Below are 12,058 nucleotides of genomic sequence, written 5' to 3' on the forward strand. Positions count from 1 at the left end.
AGTTCAAGGTCGATCACGCCCGCGAGCCCGCCCTCGGTGATATCCGCCGTCTGCGATTTATAGACGTTGACCCGCGACAACGCTTCGGCGGGCATGTCCTGAAGATCGAAACTGCGACCCGTCGTCGTGAAGACCTCGCGACCGTTCACCGTCGTCAGCACGTCGGGCAGGCCACGCACGCGCACATCGCCCAGTTCGTTGTTGCGGTTGGTCGACACCTGCACGCCCGGCACGCGTTGCAGCGCGGCGGCGGTCGTGGGGTCGGGCAGCTTGCCGATATCCTGCGCGACGATCGCATCGACCACCTGAACCGACTCACGCTTGATATCGGCCGCGCGTTCCAGCGACCGGCGGATACCCGTCACCACGATCTGATTGTCGGCGTCTGACGTATCCGTGATAGCGTCGCTCTGCGCAGGCACGACCGTCTGTTGATCCGCCACCGCCTGGGCCAGTGCCCCATCGCTCGCGATCAGGGCCAGCGCCGACACCGCAGCCGAAAAGCAATTCAGATTTTTCATTTTTCCCTCCCTCTGTGCGGACGCCGAGGTGGGAGCCACCTCCAATCGTCCACATCCTTGATCCGCATTGTCGATAGCGGGGCGCCCGAGGCGTCTTCGCGCCTTCATGGAAAAGGGCCGCATACGAAATGCGTAACGCCACAGCTAACGATGGGTAGATTTGAGTCAATATATATATGATATATACATCGCGTAATTTCGACGATAAGCCGTAACGAAGCGCAAAAATTCGGGGGTATGCCGCATTGCGCGCGGGAAATGGCCCCAGAAGACGGAGCAATATTATCATATATGATCAAGGCGAAGCTCCATTTGCCTTGACCCGCGAAGCCGGCCATCTCCATTCTTGAAAACCCTGTCGAGGATTTCCGAAATGCTTCATTCCCGTCGACTGCGTTCCACTCTCGTTGCGGGCATCTTCGCCGCGCTGAGTGCCACGACGAGCCTTGCGCCGGCGCGCGCGCAATCCGCGCCCGCACCCGCACCCGGCGATCAGGGGCCGCCCAACATCCTGTTCGTGCTCGTGGACGACATGGGCTACGGCGACCTGTCGATCATGGGTAACGACAAGATTCGGACACCCAACCTCGACAAGCTGGCGCGCGAGGGCGTGCTGATGACCAGATTCTACGATGCCGCGCCGATCTGTTCATCGTCGCGCGCGGGCTTCATGACCGGCCATTTCCCGGCGACGGTCAACTTCGTCGGCATCACCGGATCCCGCGCGAAGAATGCCCAACTCGGCCAGGCCGACTGGCTCGACCCCAAGCTCCCGACGATCGCGCGCGTGCTCAAGGGAGCCGGCTATTCGACCGCGCATATCGGCAAATGGCATCTGGGCGGTGGCCGCGACATCGGCGACGCTCCCTGGCCCACCGCCTACGGCTTCGACCAGAGCTTCACCACCTTCGAGGGCCTCGGCCCGCGCGTGCTCGTGTCGGATTGGGAGCGCGATCTCGCTCTGCAATCGGACAAGCTCGGCCAGGGGCCACGCTTCTGGGAGATCAAGACCAACCTCACCCAGCTCTATTGCAACATGACGGTCGATTTCGTCGCGCAGCACGCCGACAAGCCCTGGTTCGTCAATATGTGGCTGAACGACGTCCATGACCCCTGGGCACCCGATGACGATTCACTGTCGGAGGTGATGGGCCACGGTTCGGACAGCGACGACGATCGCTATCTCGCGACGATCGTCAAGATGGACAAAACGCTCGGCAAACTGTTCGACCGCCTCGATCAGATGGGCGAAATGGACAACACGCTCGTCATCGTCACCGCCGACAACGGCCCCTCATCACTCCAGCGCTATTATGGGAAGGGCCACACCGCACCGGGCAGCACCGAGCATTTACGCGGCCGCAAGTTCAGCCTCTACGAAGGCGGCATCCGCCAGCCGCTGATCCTCTATTGGAAAGGCCATGCCAAGGCCGGCACGCGCGACGAGCAAACCGTGGGCCAGGGGGTCGATCTGCTGCCGACGATCGCGAGCATCGCCGGCGTCAAGGCGCCGGCGGGCGGCGACGGGATCGATCTGTCGCGCGTACTCACCGGTCATCCGATTACCTCGCGACCGCCGCTTTTCTGGGCGTATGGAAAGCAGGGCGCCCCAAAGCAGCCAGGCGTCCCTTCGCAACCGCACGACGTCTCGCCGCGCTATGCGATCCGCGACGGTGACTGGAAGCTGCTCACCAATGCCGGTTCCACCGACATTCAGCTCTACGATCTGGCAAGCGACCCGCGCGAGACGACCGACGTATCAAGCCGAAACGCGCCAGTCCGCGATCGCCTGCTCGGCAAGCTCAAGGCCTGGATGGCGAAACTGCCGAAATATCAGGCGGACCAATAGCGCATCCGCATCTTACGGATCGGCGCGAGATAAGGAAAAAGGGCGCCCCCACCAAGGGGACGCCCTTTTTTCGATCAGCAATCGGGCCGAAGCCCAACCGGCTTACTGGAGGTTGTCGGCAACCGCATCCGCGCTGTCGCGAACATTGTCAGCAGCCGCGTTGGCATTGTCCGCGGCGTTCTCGAGCGTGTCGGCAACCGCCGCGTTCGAGGCGTCGTCAGCCATCGCGTCCATGTTGTCGGCCTGCATTTCCAGGTTGTCGGCGACCACATCCGCATTGTTCTCGACCGCGTCGGCGGCCGGGTTGTTGTTGCAGGCGGCCAGGGTCATCAGGCCGGCGGCAGCGACGACAAAGGCAATCTTCTTCATCCGAATGCTCCCAAGCATAAATAACGTTTCGCACCCGGCCCGCGCCGTCGCGAAGGTCCCGCAAATAGCGCCCTTCACCCTCGCGTCAATCGCAAATTCATCTGACGGCAATGTTCCGGCCATCGGCCTGCCTCATTTCCGCGGGGTTACGGCCCCGATTTCCTCGGGCGCATTGGCGACGACGGCAAGCATCGTCGTCCACGCGGCAACGTTCTGGCGGAGCTGTTCGGGGTCGACGCGATCGAGCGTGTCCTCGGGCGTATGATGCCAGTCGAAATAGCGCAGGCCCGACTGGTTGAGGTCGATTGCGGCGACTCCCTTCGCCATCATCGGGCCGACATCCGCTCCGTCGCCGGCGATCCCCGTCCCGCGCACGATGCCGAGCGGCGCGAGCGCGGCCTGGAGCCGATCACCCACCGCTGTGGCGCTGCCGGGCAGGTTGGTTTCGAAACGCCAGATGCGATCGGCGCCGAAATCCGATTCGGCCGCGGCGGCATGGCGTTCATCGCCGTGCGCCTTGGCATAGGCTTCGCCGCCGAACCCGCCCACTTCTTCCGCACCGAACCAGACGACGCGGATCGTGCGGCGGGGCTGGCCTGCCGCCATGATCCGCTTCGCGGCCGCGGCCGTGATCGCGACCCCCGAGGCGTCGTCGATCGCGCCGGTGCCGAGATCCCAGCTATCGAGATGGCCGCCGACCAGCACGATTCCCGCATCGGGATCGCTGCCGGGCACTTCGGCGATGACGTTGCCCGATTCGTGAGTGCCGGTCTGGCGCGGGGTGAGCACCAGCTTGAGCGTCACGGGCTTGCCGCGCTTCACCATCCGCTCGAGATTCTCGGCATCGGCGACCGAGAGCGCGGCGGCGGGGATCGGCGCCACGCCGTCAGGGAAGTTGGTGACGCCGGCATGCGGCCCGCGGCCGCGATCGGTGCCGATCGATCGGATCACGATCGCGGCCGCGCCCTTCTTCGCCGCCACCGCCGGCCCGACGAAACGCGCCACGCCGTAGGCGCCATAGCTGCTGCCGTCCTGCGTCGGCTCCATCGCGTGCGAGACGAAGGCGATCTTGCCCTTCAAGCTGCCGTCGGGCGCGCGGGCGAGATCGCCGAAGGTCGGGAAATAAGCGATCGGCGCGGTCAATCCGGCGGCGGGCGTCGCCCCCGAATTGCCGAGCGCGGTCAGCCGCAGCGGTTGGGGGAAAGGCGAGATGACCTCCGCCCGCTCCTCGCCGCGCACCCAGACGGGCATCTGGTATGTCTCGATACGAACATTCTGGAAACCGAGCGCCTTGAGCTTGGCGGCGCCCCAGGCGCGCGCGCGCGCTTCGGCCTCGGTGCCGGCGAGGCGTGGGCCGATTTCGGTCGTCAGCCCTTCGACGATATCCCAGGCTATATCGTCCTTGAGCGCGGCGTCGCGCAGCGCGGCGACATCATCGGCAACGGGGGTGACAAGGCCGGCGGGCAGGGTCTGCGCGGCGGCGGGCGAGGCGATCGCGGCGGCGATCGCGAGCAAGGCGATTCTGGTCATGGACGAAGGCGTAACGAACGGGCGCGGGTTTGCCAACGCATCAGCCAATCGCTATGTGCGCGGCGACTTTCCCACACCCACGAAACGCGACGAGGTTCCCCGGCGATGGCCGTCCAGTACACCTATGTGATGAAGGGTCTGACCAAGACCTTCCCGGGCGCGAGCAAGCCCGTTCTCAACAACATCCATCTGCAATTCCTGCCCTCGGCCAAGATCGCGATCATCGGCCCCAACGGCTCGGGCAAGTCGACGCTGATGAAGATCATGGGCGGGATCGATCCCGATTTCACCGGCGAGGCCTGGGCGGCCGAGGGGATCAAGGTCGGCTATCTGCCGCAGGAGCCGCAGCTCGACCCGTCCAAGACGGTGCTCGAAAACGTGCGCGAGGGCGCCGGCCCGGTCGCCGACATGGTCGAGCGCTTCAATGCGATTTCGGCCGAAATGGGCGATCCGAAGGACGATACCGATTTCGACGCACTGTTGGAGGAGATGGGCGAGCTTCAGACCAAGATCGACGCGGTCGACGGCTGGAGCCTCGACAACCAGCTCGAGATCGCGATGGAGGCACTACGCTGCCCGCCCGGCGATTCGCCCGTCACCAACCTTTCGGGTGGCGAGAAGCGCCGCGTGGCGCTGTGCAAGCTGCTGCTCGAAAAGCCCGACATCCTGCTGCTCGACGAGCCGACCAACCATCTCGACGCCGAAAGCGTCCAGTGGCTCGAAAATTTCCTCAAGGAATATACCGGCAACGTCATCCTCGTGACGCACGATCGCTACTTCCTCGACAACGTCGTCAACTGGGTGCTCGAACTCGACCGCGGGCGCTATTACACCTACGAAGCCAATTATTCGGGCTATCTGGAAAAGAAAGCCAAGCGGCTCGAACAGGAAGAGCGCGAAGAGGCCGGGCGCCAGAAGGCGATCCGCGACGAGCTCGAATGGATGCGCCAAACCCCCAAGGCGCGCCAGACCAAGTCCAAGGCCCGCATCCGCGCGTTCGACGAACTGGTCGAAAAGCAGGAAAATCGCGCGGTCGGCAAGGCGCAGATCCTGATCCAGATTCCCGAACGGCTCGGCAACAACGTGATCGAGGCCAAGGGGCTGTCCAAGGCGTACGGCGACAAATTGCTGTTCGAGGATCTCGATTTCAACCTGCCGCCCGGCGGCATCGTTGGCGTGATCGGACCGAACGGCGCCGGCAAATCGACCTTGTTCAAGCTCATCACCGGCCAGGAACAGCCCGACAGCGGCGAGATCAACGTCGGCTCGACGGTCAAGCTCGGCTATGTCGATCAGAGCCGTGACGACCTCAATCCCAATAATAACGTCTGGGAAGAAATCTCGGATAAATTGGAAGTTTTCCGTTTCGGTAAGCAGGAATTGGGCACGCGGGCCTATGTCGGCGCGTTCAACTTCAAGGGCACCGACCAGCAGAAGAAGGTCGGCCAGCTTTCAGGCGGCGAGCGCAACCGCGTCCACATCGCCAAGATGCTCAAACAGGGCGGCAACGTCCTGCTGCTCGACGAGCCGACCAACGACCTCGACGTCGAAACGCTGCGCGCGCTTGAAGAGGCGCTGGAAAGCTTCGCCGGCTGCGCGGTGGTGATCAACCACGACCGCTTCTTCCTCGATCGGCTGTGCACGCACATCCTGGCGTTCGAGGGCAACAGCCATGTCGAATGGTTCGAGGGCAATTTTGAGGCGTATGAGGAAGACAAGCGCCGCCGCATGGGCGACGCGGCCGACCGCCCGACGCGACTGGCGTACAAGAAGCTGACGCGCTGAACCTGGGCTGCCGCGGGGTGGCGCATTTACTGCGCCGCCCGCTCAGCTCCCGAAGCGTTTGGTGAAGCCCTTCCACCCGGTATCCTCGGCGGGTTGGACGTCGACATGGTCGACCTGCGCCAGCCGCGGCCCCTGGTGGCAGGCTTCGACGAGGATCGCCATCGCTTCTTCGTCGCCGGTGGCGAGGATCTCCACCGCGGTGCCGTTGATATTACGCACCCAGCCGCGCAACCTGAGGTCGCGCGCGGCGCCCATCGTCCAGTTTCGATAGCCCACACCCTGAACGCGCCCGGATACCACGATACGCTGCGTTACCGTCATTTACCCTCTGTTTTTGCAAAACCCGCCGGCAACCCGCTCGGCCGCGGAAACCCTAGCGATCCGGCGAAACCGCGGCACATGGTAAATGCGCCGTTCGTCGTGATTTCAGGGGCGTTCGGCGTCAGGTGAGCCCTGACGACGACGAGCCGTTGCGGCTTTTTCACCGCACGCGCTTCACGAACGTCTGGCCGTCGCGGCGCTCGGCCTGGAAATTGGGGACGGCATCGATCAATTCCGACAGGCGCGAAAAGCCATAGCTGCGCGCATCGAAGCTCGATCGGTTGCCCGCGCGACGGCCGAGATCGGTGAGGCTGACGAACCCGCGCTCGTCGCGCTTGGCCGCGTTGTAGGCGTCGATCAGCAGCTTGACGAGATCGGGATCGATCGGTTCGTGCTTGCCCCGCGGCTCGTTTTCACGCGTGGCGGCGGGGGTGGTTTCTGCGGCGGGAGTGCCCTCCCCCGCCTTGCCGAGCGCCGCGACGTCGATGAAGCGCGTGCATGCCTGTTTGAACGCCTCGGGGGTCTTGCTCGTCCCGAAGCCATAGACGGGCAACCCGTCCTGCCGAATGCGCGTCGCGATCGGCATGAAATCGCTGTCCGACGACATGATCCCGAAGCCGTCGACGCGGCGCGTGTAGAGCAGGTCCATCGCGTCGATCGTCATCTTCATGTCGGTCGCGTTCTTGCCCTTGGTGAGGTCGAACTGCTGGTGCGGCTCGATGCCGTGCCTCAGCGTGAGATCGGCCCAGGTCTTGAGCGCCTGCTTGCGCCAGTTGCCGTACACGCGCCGGATATTGACGGTGCCGAGTTCAGCCAGCACCGTCAGCACCGGATCAAGCGCGTGTGGCGAGGCGTTGTCCGCATCGATCAGCAGCGCGATGTTGCCGGCCTTGGTATCGTCCGCCATGTGGGTTCCTTATCTGTCGGGATAGGTGATCGCCATCACCTCATAATCGCGTTCGCCCGCGGGCAACACCACTCGGCGGACATCGCCCACCGCGGCCCCACGCAATGCTCGCGCGATCGGCGCATTCCAGCCGATCCGGCCCGCGCCCGCATCGGCCTCGTCGTCCCCGACCAGCGTCAGCGTGCGGTGATTGTCGTCTTCGTCGGCGATCGTGACGGTGGCGCCGAAGAAGACGCGGGCCTTGTCGGGCGCGCGCGCGGGATCGACGACCTTCGCCGCTTTCATCCGCTTCGACAGCCAGCCCAGCCGCCGGTCGATCTCGCGCAACCGCTTGCGGCCATAGATGTAATCGCCGTTTTCGGAGCGGTCGCCATTGCCAGCGGCCCAGGCGATCGTCTCGACGAGTTGCGGCCGCTCGGTCGCGAACAGAGCGTCATATTCGGCGCGCAGCGCGGAGAGCCCGGCGGGCGTGATATAATTTGGACGATCCACGACCGTGCAATCCTAGCCCGGCGTCGCCTTGCCAAGATACCAGCTCAACCGCGCCGGCCCGCGCGAGCGTGCCTTTTCCGGTGCCAGCAGGTCGTAGACCACGGCATTTTCAAGCACGCGCTGCACGTAGTTGCGCGTCTCGGTGAACGGGATCGCCTCGATCCAGCCCACCATATCGACCGCCCCCGTGCGCGGATCGCCGTTCGCCGCGAGCCACTTGTTCACGTTGCCCGGCCCCGCGTTATACGCCGCGATCGCCAGTGGATAGCTGCCGTAGCGGTCGAACATCCGCTTGAAATAGCTCGATCCGAGCTGGATGTTGTAATCGGTATCGACCGTCAGCGACGACGGCTGGTAATCGAGCCCGATCCGGTTGGCGACCTCGCGTGCGGTGCCGGGCATGAGCTGCATCAGCCCGCGGGCACCCGCATGGCTTACCGCTGCGCGGTCGAACTGGCTTTCCTGCCGTGCGATCGCGTGGACGATCGTGAAATCGCCCTGATGCGCGGCGGGCAGCTTGACGCTCGGATAACCCACGACGGTGAAATCGTTCGATCCGTCGGCCAGCGTGTTGCGGCCTACCATCACCGCCAGGTCGGGACGGCCCAGCGTTCGCGACAGCTCGTCGGTCAGGCGGTGGTCGGTCCGTGTCGCGGCATCGGCGGCGATCTGGCGGATGAACGCGGTCTGGTCCTCGTGGTCACCCGCCTGCCCCAGAAACTGCGCCGCGCGCACGATCTCGCGATTATAGAAGGTGGCGCGATCGGTCATCGGCACCGTCACCGCCGACAATTGCACCGGCGCCGCGAGCGGCTTGCCGAGCCGCTCGGTGGCAAGCTGGCCGTAGAACGCGTCTCCGAACCCGCTGGCCCGCGTGTAATAAACGTTCGCCGCCTGCGCATCGCCCGCCGCCTCGGCCGAACGGCCCGCCCAGTACAACCCCTTCGAGCGCGTGTGCGCTGTCGGGAAGGGCTTGGCGTAGCGATCGAACATCGCCTGCGCGTCGGTATAGCGGCGAAGCTGATCGAACGCCGTCCGCCCGGCGAGCCACACCAGATCGGTATAGCGATCCTTTTCGGCATAGGATTGCGCCTCGAGATCGACGCCGTCGGGATAGGCGTCGTCGACCTGGCTCGCGATCTGATAGGCGAGCGCATATTGCCCATCCGCCGCCGCCGCGCGGGCGTTGGTGAGCAGCACCTTGTACCATGACGCCACCGACGCCGGCCGCTTGCTCAGCCGATGCGGCTGCGCGAGCAGCGCCCGCGCCGCCGGGCTTTGCGCATTGTTGCGCAGCCACGAGGCGCGGTCGGCGATGAAGCCGGGATCGTTGCGCTGGACGTCCGATACCGAGCCTGCGAGCACGGCCGCGTTACTCGCGTTGGTCTGGAAGCCGAGCCGCGCCGCGAACACCGCGCGGTTGGCGGGCGACACGAACGCGAACTGGCGCTGCGCCGCGCCGGTCGCGCCCTGCCACAACAGCATGTCCATCCGCGCGTCCTGGTCGGCGGGCGTCAATGCTGTCGAAAAACCGCCGATCACCTTGGTTTCGTCGATCGTCGAGAGCGATCCCGAGGTCCAGGCATCGCGCGCGGCGGCGATCGCGCCTGCACGGTCGCCGGTCGCCATCAGCGCCTCGGCATAGCGCACCTTGCCCGCGCTGGAGAGCGGCGGGTATTTCTTGAAGAAGGCGGCCGCCGTCGTCGGCGACCAGCCGCCCGCGGGGTTCAGCGCCTTCTCCGCCGCCTTGCGCATCGCGGTCTCGCCCGGCCAGCCGGGATGCGCCGTCAGAAAGGCGGCATAGCTCTCGAACGGAAAATTGTCCGATTGCTGGAATCTTTTCCACTGGAGCACCGCCTCAGCGAGCGGATCGGCCGGGATGCCCGCGGGCGCCGATTGCGGCATCACGCTGTTGAGCTGGGTCGCGTACCAGCGCATCTGCTCGGGCGTGAGTTGGGAGGAAAGCGCGGCACCGGACAGAGCGGCGGCGAGCAAGCTGATCTTCAACGCGGCTACCATGTGGACAGGCTATGCCATCCGCTCCTATTTGTCTCCCCCCATCTTCACCGCAAAGCGCCGAATCGCGTGCGATTCCGCGCCGAGGAGTTATCATGTTCTCCGGATCGATCCCCGCCCTCGTCACCCCCTTCGGCGCATCGGGCGATTTCGCGGAGAAAGCCTTTCGCGATCTCGTCGAATGGCAGATCGCCGAAGGATCGGCGGCGCTGGTACCGTGCGGCACCACCGGCGAGGCGGCGACGATGCCGAAGGACGAGCATTTCCGCGTCGTGCGCACCTGCGCCGATCAGGCGCGGGGTCGGGTGCTCGTGCTCGCGGGCGCGGGCTCGAACGACACCCGCGTCGCGATCGATAACATCAAGGCTGCGAAAGAGGCCGGCGCCGACGCCGCGCTGATGGTGCCGCCTTATTACAACCGCCCCAATCAGGAGGGCATCTTCCGCCATTTCGAGGCGATCGTCGCCGCGTGCGACCTGCCGATCGTGCTCTACAACGTCCCCGGCCGCACCGTGACCGACATCGCCGTCGAGACGATCGGCAAGCTCGCCCATGCCTTCCCGAGCATCGTCGGGATCAAGGATGCGACCGGCGCGATCGCGCGCGTCTCCGCGCAGCGTGCGGCGGCGGGGCAGGATTTCTGCCAGCTCTCGGGCAATGACGACATGGCGCTCGCGTTCAACGCGATGGGCGGGCGCGGCTGCGTCTCGGTAACCGCCAACGTTGCCCCGCGCCTGTGCGCCGACTTCCAGGCCGCATGCTTTGCGGGCGACTTTGGGAAGGCGCTCGCGTTGCAGGACAAGCTCTTTCCGCTTCACACCGCGCTATTCACCGATGCGTCGCCGGGCCCGGTCAAATATGCGATGACCAGGGTCCGCCCCGGCTTCCCCGAAACGCTGCGTCTGCCGATGACCTGGCCGAGCGAGGCGAGCCGGAAAGCGGTGGATGCCGCGCTAGCGCATGCAGGGCTTATGTGAGGTAGCTCTTGTATCACAACCGTCATGCCGGACGTGTTCCGGCATCCAAATTTCAACAGGCGGTATCGCTGGTGGATGGTTGGACCCCGGAACAAGTCCGGGGTGACGAATGGGATGGCGGCACGGACACCATACCGCCTATTGCGTGATCGGACGCCCCTTCCCTAACCGCCCCTCCCCCTCTACATCCCGCCCACCCATGTCCCGCCCCAAGCCCGCCACCTTCGAGAAAGTGAAGACCGTCGCCGAGAACCGGCGCGCGCGGTTCGATTATGCGATCGAGACCGTCTACGAGGCGGGGATCGCGCTCACCGGCACCGAGGTGAAAAGCTTGCGCTTCGGCGAAGGATCGATCGCCGAAAGCTATGCCGAGGTGAAGGGCGAGGAGGTGTGGCTCGTCAACTCGAACATCCCCGAGTTCAGCCACGGCAACCGCTTCAACCACGAGCCCAAGCGCCCGCGCAAGCTGCTGCTCCATGAGCGTGAGATCAACAAGCTGCACGGCGCCGTGGCGCGCGAGGGCATGACGCTGGTGCCGCTGTCGATCTATTTCAACGCGCGCGGCCGCGCCAAGGTCGAACTGGCGCTCGCCAAGGGCAAGAAGGCGCACGACAAGCGCGAGACGATCAAGGAACGCGACTGGAAGCGCGAACAGGGGCGCTTGCTCAGGGATCGCGGCTGAGGTGGGGGCATCCTCGGCGATGGGCGCCTGGGTACGCCGGCACATTCCCACGCGCGAGTACATCGCGCGCAATCGCCTGCTGAGGCCGGTGGCGCACCGTATCCTCGCCCCGTCGTTATGGCGCTTCACGCGCCGATCGGTGCCGCGCGGGGTCGCGCTGGGGATCATGACGGGCACCCTGTTCCCGTTCGCGCACATGCCGCTCGCGGCGCTGTTTGCGTTTCCGGCGCGCGCGAACGTGCCGACCGCGGTGATGGTGACCTTGCTCAACAACCCGCTCACGGTGCCGCCGCTCTGGTACGAAGCCTATCATATCGGCCGCTTCGTGCTGCGGTGGGACGCGATCGTCCCCGGCCAGCCGATCACACATCAGGTGGCCCAGGCGGGCTGGCTGCACTGGCTGATCGCCCAAGGCGGGCCGGCGACGATGGTCGGGCTGCTGATCATCGCCATCGTGCTCGCCGCGATCGGCTATGCCGCCACCGCGCTCGGCTGGCGCTGGTGGGTGATGCGCAAATGGCAAGCGCGCCACCACGGCTGAGAGGTTGTTTGGGAAATCGCGAAAGAGCGATTTCAGAGGCGGCACCGGCCCGCTCCCCCACCCGGCCA

The 12,058-nt window shown here is 65.3% G+C and carries 12 protein-coding genes; 5 read left to right on the forward strand and 7 right to left on the reverse strand.

Going from position 1 to position 12,058, the window contains the following annotated elements; genetic code table 11:
- The coding region (locus tag DFR49_RS02995) for a TonB-dependent receptor plug domain-containing protein (protein WP_170150898.1) at nucleotides 1-521 on the reverse strand (521 nt) is incomplete at its 3' end.
- Between the two features lie 373 nt (nucleotides 522-894).
- Between DFR49_RS02995 and DFR49_RS03000 the strand changes: the two genes are divergently transcribed.
- Complete coding sequence (locus DFR49_RS03000; RefSeq protein ID WP_119034399.1) at nucleotides 895-2,370, forward strand: sulfatase family protein; 1,476 nt, start codon at nucleotides 895-897, stop codon at nucleotides 2,368-2,370.
- Between the two features lie 102 nt (nucleotides 2,371-2,472).
- Here DFR49_RS03000 and DFR49_RS03005 read toward each other — a convergent pair whose 3' ends face one another.
- Both DFR49_RS03005 and DFR49_RS03010 read right to left on the reverse strand, forming a co-directional pair.
- Nucleotides 2,473-2,739 carry a hypothetical protein gene (locus DFR49_RS03005; RefSeq protein WP_119034400.1) on the reverse strand — a complete coding sequence of 89 codons (267 nt, stop codon included), beginning with the start codon at nucleotides 2,737-2,739 and terminating at the stop codon, nucleotides 2,473-2,475.
- A 132-nt stretch (nucleotides 2,740-2,871) separates the two neighbouring features.
- On the reverse strand, nucleotides 2,872-4,269 hold the full coding sequence (locus DFR49_RS03010; RefSeq protein WP_119034401.1) for a M20/M25/M40 family metallo-hydrolase: 1,398 nt from the start codon (nucleotides 4,267-4,269) through the stop codon (nucleotides 2,872-2,874).
- A gap of 105 nt (nucleotides 4,270-4,374) precedes the next feature.
- Here DFR49_RS03010 and ettA point away from each other — a divergent pair, with 105 nt between their 5' ends.
- Nucleotides 4,375-6,054, forward strand: coding sequence for an energy-dependent translational throttle protein EttA (gene ettA, locus DFR49_RS03015; RefSeq protein WP_119034402.1), 1,680 nt, complete (start codon nucleotides 4,375-4,377; stop codon nucleotides 6,052-6,054).
- A 42-nt stretch (nucleotides 6,055-6,096) separates the two neighbouring features.
- On the opposite strand, the gene DFR49_RS03020 is transcribed toward ettA, so the two are convergent.
- The 4 genes from DFR49_RS03020 to DFR49_RS03035 all read right to left on the reverse strand — a co-directional run bounded on the left by DFR49_RS03020 (nucleotide 6,097) and on the right by DFR49_RS03035 (nucleotide 9,793).
- Entirely contained in the window at nucleotides 6,097-6,375 is a 279-nt protein-coding gene (locus DFR49_RS03020) for an acylphosphatase (protein WP_119034403.1), read from the reverse strand.
- Nucleotides 6,376-6,535: 160 nt separating this feature from the next.
- On the reverse strand, nucleotides 6,536-7,282 hold the full coding sequence (locus DFR49_RS03025; protein WP_119034404.1) for an NYN domain-containing protein: 747 nt from the start codon (nucleotides 7,280-7,282) through the stop codon (nucleotides 6,536-6,538).
- Between the two features lie 9 nt (nucleotides 7,283-7,291).
- Nucleotides 7,292-7,774 (reverse strand): transcription elongation factor GreB, encoded by a 483-nt coding sequence (greB, locus tag DFR49_RS03030; RefSeq protein ID WP_119034405.1) that lies wholly within the window; start codon nucleotides 7,772-7,774, stop codon nucleotides 7,292-7,294.
- A 12-nt stretch (nucleotides 7,775-7,786) separates the two neighbouring features.
- Nucleotides 7,787-9,793 (reverse strand): lytic transglycosylase domain-containing protein, encoded by a 2,007-nt coding sequence (locus DFR49_RS03035; RefSeq protein ID WP_119034406.1) that lies wholly within the window; start codon nucleotides 9,791-9,793, stop codon nucleotides 7,787-7,789.
- Between the two features lie 92 nt (nucleotides 9,794-9,885).
- On the opposite strand from DFR49_RS03035, the gene dapA reads away from it, so the two are divergent.
- The 3 genes from dapA to DFR49_RS03050 all read left to right on the forward strand — a co-directional run bounded on the left by dapA (nucleotide 9,886) and on the right by DFR49_RS03050 (nucleotide 11,990).
- On the forward strand, nucleotides 9,886-10,767 hold the full coding sequence (dapA, locus tag DFR49_RS03040) for a 4-hydroxy-tetrahydrodipicolinate synthase (RefSeq protein ID WP_119034407.1): 882 nt from the start codon (nucleotides 9,886-9,888) through the stop codon (nucleotides 10,765-10,767).
- A gap of 199 nt (nucleotides 10,768-10,966) precedes the next feature.
- Nucleotides 10,967-11,449: an SsrA-binding protein SmpB gene (gene smpB / locus DFR49_RS03045; RefSeq protein WP_119034408.1), complete on the forward strand. Its 483-nt coding sequence runs from the start codon at nucleotides 10,967-10,969 to the stop codon at nucleotides 11,447-11,449.
- Between the two features lies 1 nt (nucleotide 11,450).
- Entirely contained in the window at nucleotides 11,451-11,990 is a 540-nt protein-coding gene (locus tag DFR49_RS03050) for a DUF2062 domain-containing protein (RefSeq protein ID WP_425454904.1), read from the forward strand.
- The last annotated feature ends 68 nt before the right edge of the window (nucleotides 11,991-12,058 follow it).

Source organism: Hephaestia caeni (genome assembly GCF_003550065.1).
GTDB classification, from domain to species: Bacteria; Pseudomonadota; Alphaproteobacteria; order Sphingomonadales; family Sphingomonadaceae; genus Sphingomonas; species Sphingomonas caeni_A.